Genomic DNA, 24,544 nt, shown 5'->3' with positions numbered 1-24,544 from the left:
TCCGATAAAATTAACGGTCAATCATGTACATCACTCAGCCGTTGTAGATTGATCCAACGCCCATAAAAACAATGATAGGGCAAAGCCCATAACTATTATTGCCAAAAGACAAAAATGCTTCTATGATACGTAATTTGGGTAGTTTCATTATAAATTAGGAATGCTGGAACATTCACTTCAAATATATTTTTTTAACTCTTTTTTCCTACATTAAACATTTGTAAAATTAAAGCTGCTTCTATTATATTCTTTAAGGTCCTTAATTTTATCGGAAAATCACCTTATTTGGTGGCTCAATGATGCAACAAGCTTTTAGTTGGCCGTTGCATAAGATTCAAGCCAAAAATATCCTTCAGATAACCTTGGAAATCCGTTTTTTTCATGGAGGTGATGGTTCAATCCCTATAGAAAAAGTATATCCAAATCGATCTTGACAGTTTAAAATTTAAGGAACTTAGCGTCGCGGCCATAATGGCAATAATGATAAAAACGTTTAGTGGGGATAAACCGATCAAATACCAAAAAATGACCAAACACGCTACCATTTGCGCTGCAGCCAGTGCGTAACTGACAAACATGGCTCCAAAAAAGAAACCTGTTTCCCTTTCAAATTTATAATTACACTGTGGGCATCTCCCATACATTTTGGGAATCCGAAATGGAAGTGTTACACCATGGTTTTGAAAAATATCTCCATTTTTACATTTAGGACATTTACACCGTAAGACATTGTCTATTTTTCCCATTAGAAATACTATTAGTCTAACAAAATTGGTATTTTAAATAGTATTTTTATGTGTAGTATATTCGCATATATTTGTAATATTAGGACATTTTATGAAAATCCCAGTTTTGCATATTCAGCAGTTCCGTGAATCAAAACGTCTTAACGAGGTATATTTCAATTCTTTTTCTCACCATATGACTTTGAACAGGGAGCTTATTGATAAACCCCATAGTCATGATTTTTACCTATGTGTCCTTTTTTTGGAGGGCCAAGGAATCCATGAAATTGATTTTGAAACCTATAGCATAAGCCCAGGGAGTATTTTCTTTTTGAAACCGGGCCAAACTCATTTTTGGAAGTTTGAAACACAGCCCGAAGGATTTATATTTTTCCATTCGAAAGCTTTTTATGATTTGTATTTTTTGGGACATAAGCTCTCCGTTTTTCCATTTTATTGTTCGCAACAAAATCCCCCAGTATTGGAAGCACCCCCCGAAGAATTGATTTCTTTGAGGCAAAAGTTTCAAGAGGCATGTTTGGAATACCGTGAAAATAGTATGTTACGGGAAATGAAAATCCTCAACTTAATCAATGGAATTTACATTGAACTTTCTAGGATCTACACCGCCCGAATCGATTTGGACAAATACGGTTCACCAAGTTATTCAACTTTATTTGACCGTTTGGAAGATTTAATACAGAAAAATTTTCGGGAAGAAAAGTTTCCCAAGTTTTATGCGGACCAATTGAATATCACCACCAAACATCTCAATAGAGTAGTAAAAAAAACCATTAATAAAACGACAAGCGAATTGATTTCCGATAGGGTTGTGCTGGAAGCAAAACGATTAATTGTGCATTCTCCCGGTAATTTGGCGGAAGTGGCCTATGCACTGGAGTTCTCGGACTATGCTTATTTCTCTAAATTTTTTAAAACCAAAACGGGAATCACCCCTGCGGCATTTCAAAAAACGTATTTATAATTTTAGAGTACTGTGATATCGGTCAATCCATTAAATATTCCAGAGGTATTTATTTGCTTTGATTTATTCTTAACGGAACTTGTTGAAAATCCTTCACCCAACTTACATACAATGTTCTTTAGTATCTTGTTTCGTGATAGGTAGCTTATTGGTGTTAGTATTGTTGATTTCTTTAGAAGTAATGAAACGGAAAATCATTTTTTTTAAACAGGAATTTCACAAAACAAAGTTAAAACTATCATTATTTCTAACCGAATGTTTAGTTTTGTGGTCTAATTAATATTTGATGCCACGTAAGAAGCAATATAACGAGCAAGAAGTTATCGAAAAAGCGATGCAATTATTTTGGCGAAATGGTTATGAAACTACTTCGATGCATATGCTGGAAAAGGAAATGGGAATCAATAAATTCTCGATATATGCTAGTTTTGGTAGTAAGGAAGGAGTTTTTTTGGAAAGCATCAAATGCTATAGGCAGCGATTGAACAAGCTTATTGAGAAACTTAGAAAGAGCCCCAGTGGCATTGGAAGCATAAAGGAATACTTTCATGATTTTTTGGAATTCTCAAAGGAAAATGAGTATGGGAAAGGGTGTTTGATCACAAATACTGCCAACGAGATTGGTCAAGATTCGGATAAACAAATCAAAAGGGTCTTGACGGACTTTATGGAACATTTAAGAACGGTATTTGCGGAAGTACTCGAACAGGATAGGACTAGGGACCGGGCAACGATAGTACAACAAGCGGACTATTTGATTATTTCCATGTTTGGACTTTCCTCCGCTTCAAGGGTGTTCAATGCAGCTCAAATGGAAAATTACATTGAAAATATCTTTAAAAACATCTAATACTTTTTTTTGACCATAAACTAACCGAATGGTTAGATATAATTATTAATTTTTAAAACAAATATTATTATGAGTACAACAACAGGAAGTACATTACAGATTCACACCTATGAAACTGCCCCTGAAGCCAGCAAGCCATTATTGGAAAAATCAAAAAAGTCTTTTGGGTATGTACCGAATTTACATGGGGCATTGGCCGAGGCACCAGGTCTATTGGATGCTTATCAAACCATTCACAAACTATTTTTGAACTCTTCGTTCGACAAAGATGAACTTACAGTTGTTTGGCTGACAATCAATGTGGAACATGAATGCCATTATTGTGTTCCTGCGCATACGGCAATAGCCAAGGCTATGAAGGTGGATGATACAATTATTGAGGCTTTACGAAATAAAACAACGCTTCCCACTCCAAAATTGGAAGCCTTGCGATCCATGACTTTGGCGGTATTAAGAAATAGGGGAGTTGTTTCCCACGAGGAAATAGCATCTTTTTACGCAGCCGGTTTTAATCAAAGGCACCTTTTGGATATCATTCTTGGACTTTCCCAGAAGATAATCAGCAACTATACCAATCATATTGCGGAAACACCCTTGGATGAAGCATTCAAGAGATACGATTGGAATAAATAAGCATGAAGCATAAAAGTGTTGGCATATTATGTCAGCACTTTTATTTTCTCTTTTTCAATGCCAATAAGTGAAGAGGCTCAATGCTATTCAATGCAATTGTCATGTATTTCCAAGATTGGTGTCCTTGTCTTAATACTGTTAAAAAAGCTTCTTGATTGTTAGGTAAGAACGTTAATTACGGCTTATATGTAAGACAAATATTCACTTACAATTTATTTAGGGACTTATGAACATTGGAATTTTGGGCATGGGTGGAGTAGGAAGCTTTATTGGTGCGAAACTTGCTGACCACTATCGAAACGATAAGGAAACCAATATCATCTTTATTTGTAGGAATGAAACCAAGGAAGCAATTAACCGCGATGGGCTTTGCCTGCTATCTGGCGATAAAACAATAATAGCAAGGCCTTATATGGCATCTGATGATCCAAAGAAAATAGGGTTGCTGGATATTTTGTTTGTTGCCACCAAGTCATTTTCTTTAGATCAAGCGATTAATCAATATCAGGAGTGTATCACAGAGAACACCATCATTATACCATTGCTAAATGGTGTGGATACGAAACAGATATTGGAAAAAAGCATTGATTTGGATGGGTCAAGAATATTGGAGGGTTGTATCTATGTAGCTTCAAATATTAAAAAACCGGGAGTTGTTCAACATGTTGGAGGACCTGGGAAAATTTACTTTGGAAGTTCCGATGAACTAAATTATGTTGGAATTGAAGATATTCTGATCAGAGGTGGTTTGGATGTTGTGTATACCAATGAAATAAAAAAAATATTGTGGAAAAAGTATCTTTTTGTCTCCCCTTTGGCAACAATGACCACAGCGTTGAATATAACTTTTGGGGAGGTGGCCCAAGAAGTTGTGCATATGGAAAAGCTTGAAGCCATGATGTTGGAAGTTCAGGCATTGTCCCAAAAATTTGATGTGCTGTTGACAACGAAGGACATCCAGGATTCATTGGATATGATTTCTAAATTTCCTTTTGAATCCAAATCTTCACTACAACTGGATTTTGAAAACAAAAACAGCAAAACCGAAAAGGAAAGCTTCGTGGATTTCGTAATAAACAATGGTAAAATGTTAGGAATACCTGTTGGCCATTATGAAGAAATGAACCAAAAAATAATAGGTAGGAGCAAAAACCGTTAATGTCGATTATTCGAACTTTTCATTGTCCAATGCAGTTAGGGAAATCATCACTTTAGATTCCTTATTGCAACAAGGAAAGGTAGTACTTGCTTTTTATAGAGGTACTTAGTGTCCGTACTGTAATTTGCAATTAAGTCAATATCAAAGTATTGGTAGAAATAAAATCATTGGGAGCAAATTTGGTTGCTGTTCCAGCGCAAACACCAGATGAGTCTTTCAATTCCAGATAAAAATAGTTTCTGATGGTTTTGTATATTCAAAGTTTCAGAAGACCTTTATCTATCAATCAATACGGCATGTTATTTAGGATTTTATCCACTATTTTATTTATTACTTGTTTTTCGGTTTCTGGACAACAATTGTTGCCACCGATTCAGAACTATCAACTGTTGGATTATAAAGGAGGTAGTAAGAACTGGGATGTTTCGGTAAATGACAATGGGGAGCTTTTTGTGGCCAATAACAAAGGTTTGCTCCATTACAATGGAGAGAAATGGACCTTGAACAAATTGCCCAACAATACGATTATACGTTCTGTGGAGAGTATTGGAGAGAGGATATATACAGGGTCTTACGAGGAGTTTGGGTATTGGACCAAAAATGAATTTGGGGAACTGGACTATACTTCACTAACCCGGTTGATCGTGGACCATACCTTTACCAGCGAGGAATTTTGGGAAATTTTTCCATCCACGGATGGAAAGGTGATGTTTCGTTCCTTTTCTGCGATTTACGCCTATGCCGACAATAAAATAACTGTGGTTGATCCACCTGATGTGGTTTCTGATTTTATTGAATTCAAAGACCAACTAGTTGTAGCAGGAGGTTCAGTAGGTTTATTTGAGGTAATGGATGAAGAGTTGGTTCCAATACCCGACCAAGACCTGTTGAAGGGAAAGACGGTTAATGATATGGCCCTTTTTAATGGTGAACTTTTAATTGGTACTAAATTGCATGGTTGTTTTCTATATGATGGAAAAACAATTTCACCATGGTCCGCACCAATTAATGAAGAGCTAAAACAGCATCAATTAAACAAGATTACAATCTTGGATAATGGTCTTTTGGGTTTCGGAACAATCAAAAATGGAATGTATCTCTACGATTCAGTTTCCAAATCCTATAGGGTATTGAACAGGGAGTCTGGCCTTCAAAATAATACGGTACTTTCAATATTACTGTTCAACGACCAGCTATGGTTGGGTCTGGACAATGGGATTGCACGAGTTCGACTCAACAATCCAACATCTTACTATACCGATTATACAGGAACCTTGGGCATGGTGTATGATATAGCCTGGTACAATGAAACCTTGTTTTTAGGTAGTAATACAGGGGTGTTTTATTTTGAAGGGAATGTATTGAAGTTTATTGAAGGGTCACAAGGACATGTCTGGGATTTGGAAGTGGTTGAGGGCGATTTGCTTTGCGGACATAACACCGGAACTTATAAAGTTACTAAAGACACTTTTGAGCTTGTTAGTGAAGTTGCGGGCGGTTATCAAATGATAAAAGTTCCGGGCCAAAACTCCACCTATGTTCAGGGAACGTACAATGGATTGGCCAGATTCCAAAAATTGGAAAACGGCGAGTGGGACGTGAAAAGAATAGAAGGTTTCGATGCACCGGTTAAAGAACTGTGTTTTGAGACCCCGAATATGCTATGGGTGGTGCATCCTTATAAAGGATTTTTTAGGATTCATTTTGAAAAGGGGGCATACGAAAAGCTCGACAATATCCAATCATTTGAGCATGAAGGTGCTCCAAGTGAATACAATGTGAAGCTGTACAATATCAAAAACAATATTGTACTGAACAGCGAGGGTATATGGTATAGTTATAACCCTATTGGTGATCGCATTGAAAGGTTCGATGAGTTTTCGGATTATCAGAATAAGGAATTGTTGTTTTTTGATGAACAGTATTTTTGGTTTGTTGATGATGAACAACAAAAGACAATAATTCATACCAATTTAAAGGGTGATAGTCTTATGGTTACCGATTTACCGTTACGTGAACGATTGGCGCCAGACTCCCGGCATGTGGTCCAGGTCAACGATAGTATATCCTACATTACCTTAACGGATGGCTTTGCCAAAATCAACGATGCTGGGCTAAAAAGTATTTCTGAGTTCCAGGAGATTCCAATACCCAGCTTTGTAGTGGTAAAAGATCAAGAAAAAAAACACTCGGTTCTGGAAGGCGTTTTGGAAGTACCTTATAGATATTCGCAATCCATCACCGTTGAGGTGGCATCCCCTGAATATATATCTCCACAGTACTTTTATGAGCTGAAAGGACCAAAAAAATACTCCGAATACTCGGAAAATGGGTTCATTAATTTTCAAAATCTACCTTTTGGCGAGTATACCCTTGAGGTTGCCACATTGGGAATGGGCAATACAATTTCTGATTTCAATACGCTGAATTTTCAAATAGCGCCACCATGGTATTTCTCCTGGGGCAGCTTCTTCCTTTATGCCGCATTGGCTTTGTTGGTAATTTTTATGGTAAGACGATATAATAGAAGAAAATTGGATCGGAAGCAAAGAGAGTTGGAAGAGCGTATGAGACATGAGCAACAAGAAAGGATAGCTAATCTCGAAAAGGAAGAATTGGCCAAAGAAATAAGATTAAAACAAAATGAATTGGCCAGTACTACCTTGAACATAGCCCGAAAAAATGAAATGATCTTGGAACTGAAGAACATGCTGGTGATGAACAAGGATAAGTTTTCAAACTCCCAACGGTATCGATCGTTCATTAAAAAATTGAATAGCTCCATTGAAGATACCGAGGACTGGAAACGTTTTGAGATGAACTTTAAGGAACTGCATGAAGATTTCTTTGAAAGATTGCTCAAATCATACCCCTCTTTGACACCAAAAGATTTGAAACTGTGCGCTTACCTAAAGATGAATCTCTCCACCAAGGAAATTGCACCACTGATGGGGATAACCGTTAGAGGGGTCGAAATACATCGATACCGACTTAGAAAGAAACTCGATATGGGCAGTTCCGAAAACCTTTCTAATTTCCTAATCACCTTTTAAAATGCAAGAATAGGGAAGATTAAACGGCCATAAGGAAGATTTTTAGATTACATCAATACTACATCACTATGTTAATTCTTTTTACATCATCGCATTGGCATACTACTGCATGCATGATGAAACAAGGGCTTTCAAGGGTTGTTAATGTGATGTATTTTTTATGTATTCCACATACTCTTTAAACCCTCCATACTTTGTTAATTTAGTAAAAATCTAACTCTATTTTTGCACAATTATGAAAATTAAAAGCAAATTATTGACAATTTCATTTATGTTGTTTCAGGCACTGCTTTTTGCCCAAAACAATATGACCGTCTCGGGAACGGTTACTGATGATCAGGGACAGCCATTGCCTGGGGCTAGTGTTATTTTAATGGGTACTACAAATGGTGTTCAAACAGATTTCGATGGAAATTATACTTTGGACGATGTTTCAAGTAACGGAACACTCGCGTTCAGTTACGTTGGTTTTGCTACCAAAGAAATTCCAATCAATGGGCAAACAACAATTAATGCATCACTTCAGGAAGATACCCAAAGCCTGGATGAAGTGGTCGTTGTCGGTTATGGTACTCAAAAGAAAGCTGATTTGACGGGTTCAATCGCAACTGTTAAATCTGAGGACATAACCCGAACGCCTTCCGGTGCGGCCATGCAGGCCCTTCAAGGAAAGGTGGCAGGTCTGCAGGTAGTGAGCAGTGGTGCCCCCGGTACCGGTCCTACCATTAGGGTAAGGGGTATTGGTTCCTATGTGGGCGGGGCTTCGAATCCTTTATATGTAGTCGATGGGACCTTTTTTGATGACATTGACTTTCTCAACCCAGAAGATATTGAAAGTATTTCAGTGTTGAAAGATGCTTCGGCAGCTGCCATTTATGGGGTGCGTGCCGCAAATGGTGTGGTATTGATAGAAACCAAGTCTGGAAGAAAAAATCAAAAACCGCAAATCACCTATAATGGATATCAAGGGGTTCAAATCGCTCAAAATTTGGTGACGCTTTCCAATGCGGAACAATTTGCCACACTAGCCAGAGAATCTGGTTCGGCGGCGGAAGCCCAGTTTATTGAGAATGCCATCCAACGTTACGGAAGAAGTAGAGTGAACCCTAATGTACCAAACGTTAATACGGATTGGTACGATTTGATTCTAAGACATGCCCTACAACAAAACCATAGTTTCGGGGTTACCGGAGGCTCTGAGAATATAGCCTATTCGGTAGGGCTCAACTATTTTGAGCAAGAAGGGATTCTTAAAATGAAGAATGACTTTGAGCGTCTCAATGTTCGGAGCAAATTGAGCTTTGATATCAGCGATCGTCTTAATGTGGGAGTGTCCACACTTTTCAGCAATGCTACCAGGTATAGACCAGAAGATACCGCTTTTGCACTGGCATACTTTGCAGTACCTGTTATGCCAGTTCTGGACCCATCTAAAACGGATGCGTTTCCAAGACCTTATGCCAATGCGCAAGATTTGGGATACAGGGGCACCCAAAACCCTTTCCCAATATTGGAAAACACTGAAAATAGGAACAAAACACGGAATACGTTGATGACCATCGATTTGAGTTATCAGCTGGTTCCTGATAAATTAACTTTCAAGACTGCATATTATCACAATTTTGAAACCTTGGAGGTACGGGAAGTAAGACTTCCATTCTTTTTCGGAAATGGAAATGCTTTTAGGGAGAATGCGGAGTTGATCAAAAGGACTGAAACTTTTTCAGAACAGACTTGGGACAATACCTTGACCTATAATGACAATTTTGGGAAACATAATCTAACGGTTTTGGCAGGTACAGCATTTAGGGATAGGTCTTTTGAACTTTTAGAGGCAAAAGGACTGAATTTTCCCAATGGCCCTGGAATAGGGGATGAATCTTATTTTTTGGACTTATCCAAAACCATAGACGTTGATGGTGTTGGAGATGATGGAAGTAGACAATACTTTTTCTCCTACTTTGGAAGGGTTGCTTACAATTTTGATGACCGATACCTTTTATATGGTACATTCCGTGCAGATGGAACGAGCAAATATCAAGAAAAATGGGGTTATTTTCCAACCATTGGCGCTGGATGGGTCATTTCGGAAGAATCCTTCTTTCCAGATACCGACGCCATTAATTTTCTAAAGTTTAGAGGTAGCTGGGGCGAATTGGGGAATGCCAATGTGGCTTCAAGTACCGGAGGTATAACCTCAGAAGAAGTCGATGCAGCTTTTGGAGATACGAGATTTCCAGGATTGGTCACCAGTAGTGACTTTGAGGCCTTGAAATGGGAAGTTACGGCAGAGACCAATGTGGGTATAACCGCTAGACTGTTCAACAATCAATTGTCCTTGGATGCCGATTATTTTAAAAGGGACACTAGGGATGCAGTAATTCCAGTATCCAGATTATTGGTCCCTGGAACAACCAGACAAAATGTTGGAAAGATCAGAAACACTGGATTTGAAATAGTCTTGAACTGGAACAAACAGGTTTCCGATAATTTCAGGTACAACATCGGGGCGAACTTTTCAACCCTCAACAACGAAGTGTTGGATTTAAAAGGACAGGAAAACTTGACCAGTGGTGGTGATCTTGCCCAAAGAACCGTGGTTGGAGGTACCATAAACCCATTCTTCGGACTGGAAGTAGAAGGAGTGTATCAAACACCTGAAGAAATCCAATCGGATCCTGCTGCACAGGCAGCCATTGGAAATGGTCTTACGGTGGAACCCGGAGATTTTAGGTTTGTGGACCAGAATGGCGACATGTTGATAGATGCCCAAGATAGGGTAGATTTAGGGTCTTATTTGCCAACATATACCTTCGGATTCAATTTAGGGCTTAACTATAAATCTTGGGATTTTGCATTAAATGTCATTGGACAAGGAGGGAATGTTATTGCCAATCAAAAGCGATTCGCAATTCGTCAAACTCCCGATCCAAACATAGATAGAGACTTTGCAATAAACCGCTGGAACGGACCTGGCTCAACCAATTCCTATCCTTCCGCTAGGGGAATCAGAAACCCATGGAGCAATCAATTTCTCAACAGCTTTTTTGTTGAAAAGGGCGATTTTGTCAGATTACAAAATGTGACCTTGGGTTACACCTTGCCAGAATTAACGGGAAAATTTAACCCTGAAATACGGTTTTATATAACCGCTGAGAGACCTTTGACCTTATTTGATTACAATGGTTTTACCCCAGAGGTGCCAGATGGACGGGACAATCAGACGTATCCGATACCAGGAGTATATACTATAGGTGTTAATGTTAAAATCTAAAATGATCGCTATGAAATTTATAAAAATGAACAAATTTTTTGCACTCTTGGCATTCCTGGGCATCTTGATTTCAAGCTGTTCCAGCGAACTTGAGCAACCAGAACTCAATAACAACTTTGCTGGTGGTACCGACTTTTCAAAGACGGATGATATGATATTCTCCCTAGTGGGTGTTTACCAGACAGTTAATGACAGAGGTTGGGAACAACCTTTGGTGGTAGCAACACGAGGAGATGATGTAAATGCGGCCGGAGACCAACAAGGTTTAAAAAATCAGGACAGATACGTATATGACAACTCCTTTTTTGGTTCCAGAACCCTATGGGAAACCTATTACGGTGATATCATTGCGGCACATACGGGAATGGAACAGATCGGCAGGTATATGGAATTAGCCGATGAGGATGGAATTGCCCTTGGAAATCAATATATAGCCGAGTCTAAGGTTCTGAGATCAATTTTGCTTTTTCAATTGTCTCAGGTTTATGGAGCAGTATTTATTCCTGAGTCCTCGGATCTTAGTGCTTTTGAAAATGTGACCTCAGTGCCAACCAAGGAAGAGGTGATGCAACATATTTCCGATCAAATGGATGAAGCCTTACCGTACTTGCCAAACATGCGTCCCAATGAGCGTACTGATTTGCCCGGAGGCGTAACCCGGTATACCGCATTGATGATAAAAGCATTGGCAAACCAAGAGTTGGAAAACTATCAAGCCGTGGCAGATGCAGCAGGTGCAATAATCAGCTCGGGCAAGTTCAGTTTGATGTCAGATTATTATGAATTGTTTAAAACACCTGGAAAGCTCAGTGATGAAAGCCTGTTCGAATTCCAATATTCTGACTTTAATTCAGGTTCTGGAGATCGTGTAGGTCACCTATATGCCCCCTACGGACCGAATGGATGGACTCCAGCAGTGGCGGGGTCATCAGGTGGTTGGGGCTTTTTTGAGCCAAGTATGAAGTATGTAACCTTTATGTTGGACAGGGGCGAAACCGAACGCTTGGAAACAACGGTGTTGTTTACGCAAAATGGTATAGACAGTATCATTAACACCACAGATTACACTGCAGAAACCTTACCCGATTTTGTTTCTCCCGAAACACGATATGGGGATGTGCTTTTGGATAACGAAAGAGCCATATTCTGTAGTGGAAAACACTATCTCCCCAGTAGCCAGCTTATTCCTGGCCGGACCGAATATGGAAGTAATAAGGACTATATCGTGTATAGATATGCCGAAACCTTATTGATTTATGCCGAAGCCTTGTTGCATGGAGCCTCTGGTACTGCAATGAGTGCGGACCAAGCCGTGAATATGGTAAGGGAGAGAGCAGGACTTCCACCCCTTACGGGCGTTACTATGGACCAACTTGTGGATGAAAAATATGCCGAATTGGCTATGGAATGGGGCAAGCGTTTTTTAGACATGGTACGGTTGGGCAGATATGAGGAGCTCAGTTTCGAAGGAAGAACATTTACGGCAGACAAAGCCTTTGTTACCTATCATCAAGATCAAATTGATGAATTCCCCATTTTGGGAGACATAATTAACAACTAACACAACGCAAAGATGAAAACCATAAGATTAATACTGGTCAATTGTCTGGCAATCCTTTTCTTTTATGGATGCGACCAAGGAATTGACCCAATTACGGAAGTAGACCTGGGAGCAGATGTGACAGCTCCACAGATTACCATAAATTACCCCACCGAGGGAACCCAAATACAAGTTTTTGAAGAGGAAACAAGTCTGGATATTGATATTGAGGTCACGGACGATATAGAGGTAAAAAATATCAAGGTGATGTTGAACGGTACACAAATAGCCAGTTTCAATTCGTTCCTGGATTATCGTGTGGTACTCAAAGAGTTTTCCTATGACAATCTAAGGGATGGGGACCACAAACTTACCGTTGCAGCTACGGATCTCGAAGGGAAAACGTCCACGGAGGAAGTCAATTTCTCCAAGTCACCACCTTACGAAGCCATGTTTGACGGTGAGGTAATGTATATGCCTTTTGACGGTCAATTCATGGACCTCATAAGTTTTCAAGAAGCAGGTGAGGTAGGTAATCCTGGCTTTGCTGGAGAAGCCTTCTTGGGCGCTGATGCGTTCCAAGGTGCCGTAGATTCATATCTTACTTTCCCTATGGATAACTTGAAGAGCACCGAATTCAGTGCAGCATTTTGGTACAAGGTCAATCCAACACCGGATAGGGCGGGAATATTGGTAGTGGGCGATGATGCAGATGATAGAAACCAAGGATTCCGATTGTTTCGCGAAGGTGATGCCAACGAACAGCGCATTAAGGTTAATGTGGGTACAGGTGGTGCGGAAAGTTGGAACGATGGCAGCGTAATCGATGTAACTGCAGGCGAATGGGTGCACGTAGCTGTGTCTATTTCACAAACCCAGAGTACAATATACTTTAATGGTGTTGAAATGTTCACCGCCGATTTACCCGCACCAATTGATTGGACAGGTTGCGAGGAATTGCATATTGGTGCAGGAGGTCCAACTTTTGACTATTGGGGCCATGGCTATGATGCCAGTCAAATGGACGAACTTCGCATATTCGACAAAGCATTGACACAGAACGATGTTCAAATTATGATGAATGCTGCCAATCCGTACATCCCTCAGTACGATGGCGAATCCCTATACATGCCTTTTGATGGAGATTATATTGATTTGATTGGAAGCAAAGCAGCAAGCCAAGTAGGTTCACCAAGCTTTACCGATGAGAGTAAAGTAGGGGGGCAAGCCTATTTAGGAGCAACCGATTCGTATATAAATTATCCAGCAGAAGGATTGATGACTTCAGAATTCAGTGGATCGTTCTGGTACAAAGTAGATGCCACTCCGGATAGAGCAGGAATTATCACTATAGGTGATGATGCAGCCGATCGTTTCCAAGGGTTCCGATTGTTCCGAGAAGGAAATGCCAACGAACAGCGCATCAAATTAAATGTAGGAACAGGAGCTGGAGAAAGCTGGAACGATGGTGATGTTATCGATGTTGCCGCTGGGGAATGGGTCCATGTTGCCTTTACCATATCAAACAGCGAAAATATCATCTATTTAAATGGAACCGAAGTACTGTCATCAGCCATGTCGGCGCCGATTGATTGGACTGGCTGCGATACCTTCACCATTGGTGCAGGTGGACCAACCTTCGATTACTGGGGCCATGCTTCAGATAATAGTATCATCGATGATTTAAGGTTCTACACGAAAGCATTATCTCCAGAAGAAGTAGCCGAAGTTTATGGAGGAGAGGTTGCACCAATAAACTATGGTTCCACACTATACATGCCTTTTGACGGATCTAATATTGATGACAACTCGGGCGAAGAGGCCACGGTGGTAGGTTCTCCAAGTTTTGCTGGGGAAAGTGCTGTAGGTAGTGATGCTTACGCAGGTGCGGCAGATTCGTATCTCACCTTCCCAATTGATGGATTGTTCAATAATCAATTTAGTGGAGCTTTCTGGTACAAGGTCAATTCCGACCCCGATAGAGCAGGGATTTTAATAGTAAGCCCCCCAATGAACGGAACAGATAACGATCTTTCCGCAGGCTTTAGGCTCATTAGGGAAGGAAGTGCCGACGAGCAGCGTATCAAACTGCATCTAGGTACAGATGCAGGTGATGTTTGGAACGATGGCGATGTTATCGATGCGACTTTAGATGAGTGGGTGCACGTAGCCTTTACCGTTACAGAAACCCAAACACTTATTTATTTGAACGGAGAACCCGTGGTAAATACCGGCGACATGGATGGAAAAACCATAAGTTGGGAAAACTGCTCTATCCTGTCGATCGGTTCGGGAGCACCCAATTTTATGGGATGGAACCACTTGTCCGATCTAAGTTATATCGATGATTTATATCTATTTGATAGAACATTGACACAAGAGGAGATTCAAGAAATCATGAATAATTAATGTGCTTTAAGGTAGCACTTTAGAATATTTGAGTTAGTTAGTTTAGTTATATGAAGTTAATTTTAATTCCATTGGCCATTGCCACTTTACTTGTAGGGTGCAATGGCCAAAAAACTAAAGAAGAGGCCAAAAAATCAACCGGGATAGATACGGATAGTCTTGCTATTGCCGATGAGGCACTATTGGACTCCGTGCAGTACCAAACCTTCAATTATTTTTGGGAAGGAGCAGAACCTCTGTCAGGATTGGCCAGGGAACGTATACATTTGGATGGGGTGTATCCCAACCACGATAAAGACATTATAACCACTGGAGGCTCTGGGTTTGGACTTATGGCTATTCTAGTAGGTGTGGAAAGAGGGTTTATCTCTCGTGAGCAAGCCTTGGAGCGCTACGAACGCATTGTCAATTTTTTGGAGAATGCAGATCGTTTTCATGGAGCATGGCCACATTGGTTGTTGCCCTCAGGTGAAGTAACTCCGTTCAGTGCCAAAGATAATGGTGGTGATTTGGTGGAAACTGCTTTTTTGGTTCAAGGATTGTTGACCGTCCAAGCCTATTTTCAAGATGGAAATGAGCGCGAACAGCAACTGGCGGAAAAAATCCAAAAACTTTGGGAAGGCGTAGAATGGGACTGGTACACCAAAAATGGTGAAGATGTCTTGTACTGGCATTGGAGCCCTGAGTACCAATGGGAAATGAATTTTCCAGTAGGCGGCTATAACGAAGCACTCATTATGTACGTTTTGGCTGCAGCTTCGCCAACACATTCCATTGATAAGTCCGTTTACGAAATAGGTTGGGCCGGTAAGGGTGAAATTTCCCAAGACACCACCTATTACGGACTGGAAACAGAACTCAATCACTATGAGCATAGCGATGCGCCCGTAGGACCATTATTTTGGGCACATTATTCCTATTTGGGATTAAATCCAAAAGGTCTTAAAGATCAATTTGGGGATTATTGGAAGTTGAACCGTAACCACGCCATGATTCATTATAAATACTGTGTCGATAATCCAAAGGATTACGAAGGGTATGGCGAAGATTGCTGGGGCTTGACCTCTAGCTATTCCATCAAGGGATATGCCGGGCATCGCCCAGAAGCGGATTTAGGGGTTATCTCCCCTACCGCAGCACTGTCTTCCATGCCCTATACTCCAGAGGAGAGCAAACAGTTTTTGAGGTACATGTACAACGAACAGGATAGCCTAATTGGCAAATATGGTCCTTACGATGCGTTCAGTTTACAGGACAACTGGTATTTGCCCAGATATTTGGCCATAGATGAAGGCCCTATTCCCGTAATGATTGAAAATTACAGAAGCGGTCTACTGTGGAAATTGTTCATGGCCAATACAGATGTAAAGAATGGTTTGGAAAAGCTAGGATTTAAAACCCAAGAATAACATGCTAAAAAATAGAGTTGGATGTTTTTTGCTTTTTACATTTTTCTTGCTTTCATGCTCTGATGATGGAAAAGGCCCTACTGGACTTTCAGAATTGCCTACCGGCGATAAGGTTCCCATTGAGGAAGAGGAACCGGAGGTTACCGATGAAGAACTCATGGACCTGACCCAAGCTGAAACTTTTAAATATTTCTGGAACTTTGCCGATGCCAGTTCAGGCGGGGCGAGAGAAAGGTATCACCCCAATGATCCTGGGAATAGTGAAGGAGTTGTGACCACTGGAGGCACCGGGTTTGGACTCATGGCGATTTTGGTAGGAATCGAAAGAGGGTTTGTTTCAAGGACAGAAGGTGTGGAACGCTTGAACACCTTGCTGGATTTCTTGGAAAATGCCGATCGTTTCCATGGAGCCTGGTCACATTGGATCAATGGTTCAACAGGTACCGTGATTCCTTTTAGCGATTTGGATGATGGTGGTGACTTGGTAGAAACTGCTTTTTTGACCCAAGGATTGATTTGTGTAAAAGAATACTTCAAGAATGGAAGTGCTTCAGAACAAACACTGGCTCAACAAGCGGATGACCTCTGGAAAGGTGTTGAATGGGATTGGTACACTCAAAATCAAAATGTCCTGTACTGGCATTGGAGTCCAAACTTTGGATTCGACATTAATTTTCAGCTCAGGGGATATAACGAAGTGCTGATTACCTACATCATGGCTGCAGCTTCCCCTGATTATGGTATTACCAAAGAAGTATATACAAGTGGTTGGGCTTCAGATGGCAGTATTGTTTCGACCAATACCCAATACGGTTATCCGCTTTTGGTGAAGCATAATGGATCGGAGCAATTTGGAGGTCCTTTATTTTGGGCGCATTATTCCTATTTGGGATTGGACCCACGTAACCTATCCGACGATTATGTCGATTATTGGGACGTTAACGTAAACCATACCATGATCAATTATGAATACTGTGTTGCTAATCCAGACAGTTTTCAAGATTATGGTGAAGATTGCTGGGGGTTAACGGCCAGCTATTCTCGAAACAACGATGGAACAATAGGTTACAATGCCCATAGCCCGAGTAATGATACTGGCGTAATATCACCAACGGCAGCGATAAGTTCTATTCCCTATACACCAGAGGAGTCTTTGGATGCAATGCATTATTTTTATAGGAATAGAGATGATTTGTTGGGTCCGGCAGGGTTTTATGATGCCTTTAGCCCAGAATACGATTGGGTAGCTGAGGCGTATTTGGCCATAGATCAAGGACCGCAGATCATCATGATTGAAAACTATCGGACCGGTTTGCTTTGGAACTTGTTTATGGGTAACGAAGATGTTCAAGCTGGTTTGACCAAACTAGGATTTTGAAATGAAAAAACAGTTGACTTTTATCTTAATGTTTTTAGCCTGTGCCATGGTTTCTGCACAATGGCAATCAAAGTATGAAGCTGAAATGCTTATTGATGGAAACGATACCTTACGATATCGCATCATGTACCCCAAGAATTTTAAAGAAGATGGAAACTATCCCGTGGTGCTTTTTCTCCATGGAGCTGGTGAGCGCGGAAATGACAACGAAAAACAATTGTGGAACGGAGGCAAATTGTTTGCTACCGATTATTTACAGGAGCGATACCCGGCAATTGTGATATTTCCCCAGTGCCCAAGAGACAGTTATTGGGCAAGTGTGGATGTGGATAGAAGTTCGTATCCAATCAATTTGGATTTTAAATACAACCAAGGGCCTACAAAACCCTTGGAAATGGTAATGGATCTGCTCGAAACTACTATTGAAGAACCGTATACCAAAGACGATCAAGTCTATTTGCTGGGGCTTTCCATGGGAGGCATGGGAACCTTTGAATTATTAAGCAGAAAACCGGACACCTTTGCTGCAGCAATACCGATTTGTGGGGGAGGGGAACCTGAATCTGTTTCCGTTTACGCAAAAAATACACCATTATGGGTATTTCATGGCGCGCAGGATAATGTTGTGCACCCATTACAGTCAGTGGAAATGGTTTCGGCTTTGTTGAAAGAGGGTGTGCATCCCAAATTTACGATGTATGATTTCGCCAATCATAATAGTTGGGACCCTGCCTTCGCTGAACCGGATTTGTTACCATGGTTATTTTCCCACAAGAAGAAAACAACATCAGAATAGAATATCAAAGTCAAAACAACCTGACCATGTACTATAAAAAATTACTTATCGCTTTTATGGGATTAGCTTTTTTCGGAGCCAATGCCCAAAAGCGAATACCCCAAGTGGAGCAACTGCTGGAAAAAATGACCATTGAGGAAAAAATTGGTCAACTGAACTTGTTGACACCAGGCGGCGGAGTTGCTACGGGCGAAGTAGTGAGTGAAAATGTAGGGGCCAAAGTCAAGTCGGGACAAGTAGGTGGACTTTTTGGGGTCGCCGGCCCAGATAGGGTGCGAAAAGCCCAGGAATTGGCAGTAAAGGAAAGTCGATTGGGTATCCCTTTGTTAATTGGTTCCGATGTAATCCATGGATACAAGACAACCTATCCCATTCCATTGGGCCTATCGTCCAGTTGGGATATGGAATTGGTAAAACAAGCCGCTCAAATGGCGGCAAGGGAAGCCACCGCAGATGGAATCAATTGGAACTTTTCCCCAATGGTAGATATTGCCCGTGACCCTCGATGGGGCCGTATCGCTGAAGGGTCAGGTGAGGATCCGTATCTAGGTTCCAAAATTGCCGAGGCGATGGTAAAAGGATATCAGGGTAAAGATTTGGCCGCAGCCCATACCATGTTGGCCTGTGTAAAGCACTTTGCACTATATGGCGCAGTCGAAGCAGGTCGTGACTATCACACCGTGGATATGAGCAAAATCAAAATGTTCAATCAATATATGCAACCGTATAAGGCAGCCATAGATGCGGGGGCAGCTAGCGTTATGAGCTCTTTTAACGATATTGATGGGGTGCCGGCAACGGGAAACAAATGGTTGTTAACCGATGTGCTTCGGACACAATGGGGATTTGATGGTTTCGTGGTTTCGGATTATACCTCGCTCAACGAAATGATTCCTCACGGACTGGGAGACCTTCAAGCGGTTTCTGCACTGGCGTTAAAAGCAGGTTTGGATATGGATATGGTGGGTGAAGGCTTTTTGACCACTTTGAAGAAGTCCCTGGAAGAAGGAAAAGTCACGGAGGAGGATATTACCAAAGCCTGTAGACGTGTGTTGGAAGCCAAATACATTTCTGGCCTTTTGGATGACCCATACCTGTATTTGGACTCCAAGCGTCCTAAAAAAGATATTTTGACAGGGGAGAATAGAGTGTTATCGCGCAAATTGGCCACCCGCTCCTTCGTATTGCTGAAAAATCATAATAACACACTGCCTTTGGAAAAGAAAGGAAAGATTGCCTTGATCGGTCCATTGGCCGATAGCAGGGAGAACATGTTGGGAACTTGGGCGCCAACAGGAGATTTTAACCTTGCAGTAACCATTTTGGAGGGCTTTAGAAGTGTAGCATCAACTGCCAATATTAACTATGCAAAAGGAGCCAATATTTCTGATGATTCGGATTTTGCCAAGAATGTAAATGCGCTGGGAAAAAGAATAGTCATTGATGAGCGTTCTCCAGAAGCAATGTTGAAAGAAGCCGTGGACTTGGCCAAAACATCGGATGTTGTAGTGGCTGTTGTTGGAGAAGCTACGGAAATGAGCGGCGAATCGTCCAGCCGAACGGATATTTCAATTCCAGAAAGTCAAAAGAAATTAATTAGGGCCTTGGTGGAAACAGGAAAACCAGTTGCCCTGGTGTTGATGAGCGGTAGACCATTGACCATTCCTGAAGAGTTTGATATGCCTGTGTCTATTTTACAAGTGTGGTACCCAGGTGTTGAAGCAGGTAATGCCATAGCCGATGTAGTTTTTGGGGATTACAATCCAGCAGGGAAATTAACAGCTACGTGGCCTGTGAATGTGGGGCAGATTCCTGTGTACCATAGCGTAAAAGTTACTGGAAGACCTGCACCCGAGAGCGGTGAGTTCCAAAAGTTCCGATCTAATTATTTGGATGCGCCCAATGCGCCATTGTTGCCGTTTGGCTACGGGTTGAGCTATACCAGTTTCGATTATTCCGATTTAAAGTTGAGCAAAAAGGAAATCAACCAAGGTGAAGAAATTACCGCTACCGTAACTGTTTCAAACACCGGTGATTATGATGGTGAAGAAGTGGTGCAATTGTACCTGAGAGATGTGGTAAGGAGTATTACACCTCCAAAACGTCAGTTAAAAGGTTTCCAAAAAATCATGCTAAAGAAAGGGGAGAGCATGGAGGTGAACATCACATTGTCTCCACATGATTTGAAATTCTACAACGCACAACTTGAATTTGTTTCCGAAGCTGGGGAATTTGAAGTGTTTGTCGGTACCAACTCCGACACTGAACTATCAGAAACATTCACACTAAGATAAAATCAAACGACATGCGCGTAGGATTAACACTTCTTGGTTTACTCTTCCTTGTTTCATGCAAACAACAGGTAAAATCAAAAGAAGAAGTGGCACAAGGTCCCCCGAACATCATTTTTATTATGTCGGACGATCATGCCTATCAAGCTATTAGTTCTTATAACCATGAATTGGGGAAGTTGGCACCGACCCCGAATATTGATCGGATTGCCAAGAATGGAGCCATTTTTCAGAATAATTTTTGCACCAATTCTATTTGTGGACCCAGTAGAGCGGTGATTTTAACGGGAAAGCATAGTCACATTAACGGTTTTCGTATGAATGGAGAGCGGTTTGATAACAGCCAGCCAACTTTACCGAAACATTTGAGAAAACTGGGATATGAAACAGCTATTGTTGGTAAGTGGCATTTACACGGAGAACCCACAGGATTTGATTATTGGGATATCCTCAACGATCAAGGAAATTACTATAATCCTGAGCTTATCCAAGGGCAGGATACCACGGTTGTCGAGGGTTATGCTACTGATTTGATTACGGACAAAAGCTTAGAATGGTTAAAAGAAAGGAACGGCAACAAAAAACCTTTTTACTTGATGGTGCACCATAAGGCGCCCCACCGAAACTGGATGCCCGCTTTACGCCATTTGAACGTCTATGATTCCATTACCTTTCCTTTGCCCGACACCTATTTTCCTGAATTCGAAGATCAAACCGCTGCTGCCGAGCAACAACAGACGATTTATAAGGATATGTACGAAGGGCATGACCTAAAAATGAGCGATGGTTACGGGAGTACCGATTTGGCCCATAACCCCTGGACCACGGATTTTGATCGTATGACCCCTGAGCAGCGAAGAATTTGGGACGAAGCCTATCTTCTAAAGAACAATGCTTTTTACGAAGCCGATCTGCATGGTAAAGAATTGGCAGAATGGAAAGGGCAGAGGTATCTACATGAATATTTGGCCACGGTAAAATCGGTTGATGAAGGTATCGGTAGAATTTTGGACTATTTGGAAGAAACTGGTTTGGACGAGAATACTTTGGTGGTCTATACTTCGGATCAAGGATTTTATTTGGGAGAACATGGATGGTTCGATAAGCGCTTTATGTACGAAGAATCCATGAAAATGCCTTTGCTGATGCAATTACCAGGGGTAATCGAGCCAGGAACCAATATTGATGCCTTGGTACAAAATCTGGATTTCGCCCCTACCTTTTTGGATTTAGCAGGAGGACAGGAATATGCCACCAATATGCAGGGAGAATCTTTCAAAGGGCTTTTGGAAGGTACACAGGATGATTTCAAGGATGCCGTCTACTATCATTATTACGATTTCCCCGCCTTCCACATGGTCAAAAGACAATATGGTGTCAGGACCGATAGATACAAGCTCATCCATTTTTACGATGATGTCGATGAGTGGGAGTTTTACGATTTGAAAAAGGATCCCAAGGAATTGCACAATGCTATCAACGATGAAGAATATAAAGATATCGTAACCTTTATGCACAAAAAATTGGATAGCTTACAATCCTATTACAAAGTAACCGATAAGGAATTTGATACTACTCCAAAGGAAAAAGTGGACCGAACTTACGAGGCCTTTGAAAAACTTAGAGGAACACCGATACAATAAATGTTACACCATGAAATAGGTGTATGATTTAGTAACTATGCATAACGTAAAATGACCAAGGCACTACCCTTGGCCATTTTTTGGCTAATTCAAATAATCTGAAACAATGAAAAAGGTTCTACCAAACCCTATGTTGTCTTAAAGATTATAAGGCTAAATTATGGCTTGTGTTACTTGCTACTTTAGAAATGAACTAAGGGAGTCGGTATTTGATCTGAACGCGGTATATGCTGCGGTGGTTGACAATTTTGCTAAAAAGTGCGATATGACTATAAATCACTGTTGAGCGGCTCATAAATAATCGATTCTGCAATTTTAAAGGGAGTAACAATTTTGGTAACCACTCCTTTTTCCTCTTTCAAGTTTTTAAAACTAAATTGAAAGTTGGAACCGAAAAGGGTTTTTAGTCTCTCAATAACATTTGATATGCCCTTTCCGCTAGAGTTTTTCATGTTATATGACTCTTCGATAGGTTTTCCGTTATTCATAATTTCAACAATTAAACTTTCTTTATTCTTGAAAATACAAATGTGGAGTACCAAATTGGTGTTGTGATAGGAAAACCCATGCTTAAATGTGTTTTCAACAATGGGTTGTAACAACATACTGGGTATTAATGCATCATGAGTTTCTCTTTTCACATCCATTTTTATGGTAAGGTGATCCGAGAATCGGATTTGAATAATATCGAGGTATTTTTTTAACAACTTGATTTCTTGCTCAACAGTTATCAAGTTGTCGGTTTTTAAATCCAATATAGCCCTCAGCAAATCACTTAGATCAGCCAAAGTGTTTTGGGCCTGCTTGGTGTTGGATGATATTAGGGAAGAGATGGTATTTAAAGTGTTGAACAAAAAATGAGGGTGTAACTGCGACTTTAGGGTATTCATTTTGCTTATTGTCAATTGATTGGATAAAAGCGCCTTTTGCATTTCAACGTTCTTAACCCTTTCTAAGTAATAGTAGATGTGTATGATGCCGGCCATAACAAAATAAGCAGTAAAGTAATAATCAATACTGAACATGAAGTGATCCAAGGATAGACCCTTGATTCCATTAACAATTGTTGTTCTTCCCATCAGATATAGTACAACGGCGGCAAATAGGAATATAAACCAATCAATAACGAAGGACAGGATCAAGTGGACTAAAACTATAATGACAGGTTTGGTATTTGCAACAATCATTTTTTTGGTAATGATTGTCACCAGGATCATAAATAGCATTACCAAGATCCAGTCCAGTATGGTTCTAGAGAAGATCAAATCGAACCAATTGAACCCACCATCCCTAGGTCGACTAAAAACAAAGTAAAGTCTTTTTATAAAAGTGATAAATACAATAATTGCATAAAAAAGGGAGAGGATTTTGATCAATTTTATGTCAAGGTACTTTTTCATTCTTAAATACCTATTTTTTGAATAAACTCCTTTTTATATCCCTTACTGATTCTAAAAAGTTCCCCATCTACCATTTTTACATCCACCTCACCATAATTCGAACTTATCAATTCTGCGATATATTTTAGATTGATAATTGTTGATCGGTGTATCCTTATAAAATCCGAATGATTGAGGCCGTTCATCAGGTTGGTCAATGACTCTCGAAGCAGGTGTTTTTTTTCATTTGTATGAATTTCCGCATAGTAACCGGATGCCGTAACATATTTGATTTCATCCGTAACAATAAAATAAATTTTATTACCTGTTTTAATGGGCAATTTGTTTTTGTAGATGGCTTTGATCTCATTTTTGGGTTCTTGCATCAACTGTAGTAGACCTTCTATTTTTTTCTCGAAAAGGGAGTGATTATCATGTTTTAAAACGTCTATGGCTTTTTGGGCAGACTGGAAGAACCTTTCATCCTTGAATGGCTTCAATAGATAATCGAAAGCATAATAATCGAAAGCTTTTAAAGCATATTCATCATATGCGGTTACAAATATGACCAAGGGTGTTTTTTTTACATCAATTTGTTCTAGGACATTGAACCCTGTCATGTCTTTCATTTGGATATCCAAAAAAACCAGGTCTGGTTCGAGTGCTTCAATTTTTTTTATAGCGTCTTTTCCTGTTTTGCAACTGGCAAGTAAGTTGATTTCGGGTATATCGGTTACCAAGTTCTCCAACCGTTGTCTTGCCAAAGGCTCATCATCTATTATTAATGTCGCTATTTGCATTGGATTTTCTATTGTACTGGAAATTTACATCTTATATCCAAACCAAGGGAAATAAAAGATTTCATTTAAATCGATAATAAAACGTATCAAATCAAGATAACGATAATACAAATCAAAAACAGGGCAATTCACATCATTCAAAAAAAAACATTGGATTTTGTTTAAATGTTATTGAAGTGTCACAGAATGTCCTATTTCCTTGATTCTAGGGGGCATTTTG

General features: G+C 40.4%; 16 protein-coding genes. 13 read left to right on the top strand and 3 right to left on the bottom strand.

Annotation, left to right across the window (positions count from 1 at the left end; genetic code table 11):
* Positions 1 to 395 precede the first annotated feature (395 nt).
* Positions 396 to 644 (bottom strand): DUF983 domain-containing protein, encoded by a 249-nt coding sequence (locus ACQQ5U_RS14715; protein ID WP_437398800.1) that lies wholly within the window; start codon positions 642 to 644, stop codon positions 396 to 398.
* 193 nt (positions 645 to 837) lie between these two features.
* Here ACQQ5U_RS14715 and ACQQ5U_RS14710 point away from each other — a divergent pair, with 193 nt between their 5' ends.
* The 13 genes from ACQQ5U_RS14710 to ACQQ5U_RS14650 all read left to right on the top strand — a co-directional run bounded on the left by ACQQ5U_RS14710 (position 838) and on the right by ACQQ5U_RS14650 (position 22,145).
* Positions 838 to 1,710: an AraC family transcriptional regulator gene (locus ACQQ5U_RS14710; RefSeq protein ID WP_437398652.1), complete on the top strand. Its 873-nt coding sequence runs from the start codon at positions 838 to 840 to the stop codon at positions 1,708 to 1,710.
* A 286-nt stretch (positions 1,711 to 1,996) separates the two neighbouring features.
* Positions 1,997 to 2,560, top strand: coding sequence for a TetR/AcrR family transcriptional regulator (locus tag ACQQ5U_RS14705; protein WP_437398650.1), 564 nt, complete (start codon positions 1,997 to 1,999; stop codon positions 2,558 to 2,560).
* A gap of 69 nt (positions 2,561 to 2,629) precedes the next feature.
* Complete coding sequence (locus ACQQ5U_RS14700) at positions 2,630 to 3,193, top strand: carboxymuconolactone decarboxylase family protein (RefSeq protein ID WP_437398648.1); 564 nt, start codon at positions 2,630 to 2,632, stop codon at positions 3,191 to 3,193.
* 226 nt (positions 3,194 to 3,419) lie between these two features.
* Positions 3,420 to 4,352, top strand: a complete 933-nt coding sequence (locus ACQQ5U_RS14695) for a ketopantoate reductase family protein (protein WP_437398647.1) — start codon at positions 3,420 to 3,422, stop codon at positions 4,350 to 4,352.
* Positions 4,353 to 4,648: 296 nt separating this feature from the next.
* Positions 4,649 to 7,405, top strand: a complete 2,757-nt coding sequence (locus ACQQ5U_RS14690; protein WP_437398646.1) for a Two component regulator three Y domain-containing protein — start codon at positions 4,649 to 4,651, stop codon at positions 7,403 to 7,405.
* 235 nt (positions 7,406 to 7,640) lie between these two features.
* Positions 7,641 to 10,679, top strand: a complete 3,039-nt coding sequence (locus tag ACQQ5U_RS14685; protein ID WP_437398644.1) for a SusC/RagA family TonB-linked outer membrane protein — start codon at positions 7,641 to 7,643, stop codon at positions 10,677 to 10,679.
* Positions 10,680 to 10,704: 25 nt separating this feature from the next.
* Positions 10,705 to 12,240 carry a RagB/SusD family nutrient uptake outer membrane protein gene (locus ACQQ5U_RS14680; protein WP_437398642.1) on the top strand — a complete coding sequence of 512 codons (1,536 nt, stop codon included), beginning with the start codon at positions 10,705 to 10,707 and terminating at the stop codon, positions 12,238 to 12,240.
* A 12-nt stretch (positions 12,241 to 12,252) separates the two neighbouring features.
* A complete protein-coding gene (locus ACQQ5U_RS14675; protein WP_437398640.1) occupies positions 12,253 to 14,628 on the top strand; it encodes a LamG-like jellyroll fold domain-containing protein in 2,376 nt (791 codons plus the stop codon).
* Positions 14,629 to 14,678: 50 nt separating this feature from the next.
* The gene (locus ACQQ5U_RS14670) at positions 14,679 to 16,037 is read left to right on the top strand and encodes a glucoamylase family protein (protein ID WP_437398638.1); all 1,359 of its coding nucleotides are present in this window, start codon (positions 14,679 to 14,681) and stop codon (positions 16,035 to 16,037) included.
* Position 16,038: 1 nt separating this feature from the next.
* Positions 16,039 to 17,415: a glucoamylase family protein gene (locus ACQQ5U_RS14665; RefSeq protein WP_437398636.1), complete on the top strand. Its 1,377-nt coding sequence runs from the start codon at positions 16,039 to 16,041 to the stop codon at positions 17,413 to 17,415.
* Position 17,416: 1 nt separating this feature from the next.
* Complete coding sequence (locus ACQQ5U_RS14660) at positions 17,417 to 18,211, top strand: prolyl oligopeptidase family serine peptidase (RefSeq protein WP_437398634.1); 795 nt, start codon at positions 17,417 to 17,419, stop codon at positions 18,209 to 18,211.
* A 26-nt stretch (positions 18,212 to 18,237) separates the two neighbouring features.
* The gene (gene bglX / locus ACQQ5U_RS14655; protein WP_437398632.1) at positions 18,238 to 20,505 is read left to right on the top strand and encodes a beta-glucosidase BglX; all 2,268 of its coding nucleotides are present in this window, start codon (positions 18,238 to 18,240) and stop codon (positions 20,503 to 20,505) included.
* An 11-nt stretch (positions 20,506 to 20,516) separates the two neighbouring features.
* Complete coding sequence (locus ACQQ5U_RS14650; protein WP_437398630.1) at positions 20,517 to 22,145, top strand: sulfatase family protein; 1,629 nt, start codon at positions 20,517 to 20,519, stop codon at positions 22,143 to 22,145.
* Positions 22,146 to 22,414: 269 nt separating this feature from the next.
* Here ACQQ5U_RS14650 and ACQQ5U_RS14645 read toward each other — a convergent pair whose 3' ends face one another.
* Together ACQQ5U_RS14645 and ACQQ5U_RS14640 are read right to left on the bottom strand one after the other, a co-directional pair.
* The gene (locus tag ACQQ5U_RS14645) at positions 22,415 to 23,545 is read right to left on the bottom strand and encodes a sensor histidine kinase (protein ID WP_437398628.1); all 1,131 of its coding nucleotides are present in this window, start codon (positions 23,543 to 23,545) and stop codon (positions 22,415 to 22,417) included.
* Between the two features lie 2 nt (positions 23,546 to 23,547).
* Positions 23,548 to 24,324 (bottom strand): LytR/AlgR family response regulator transcription factor, encoded by a 777-nt coding sequence (locus ACQQ5U_RS14640; protein ID WP_437398626.1) that lies wholly within the window; start codon positions 24,322 to 24,324, stop codon positions 23,548 to 23,550.
* Positions 24,325 to 24,544 lie beyond the last annotated feature (220 nt).

Origin of the sequence: Flagellimonas lutimaris (assembly GCF_051494225.1) — a bacterium.
Classification (GTDB): domain Bacteria; phylum Bacteroidota; class Bacteroidia; order Flavobacteriales; family Flavobacteriaceae; genus Flagellimonas; species Flagellimonas lutimaris_A.
Note: the sequence above shows the minus strand (reverse complement) of the source record. Positions and strands in the feature narration are given on the sequence as shown.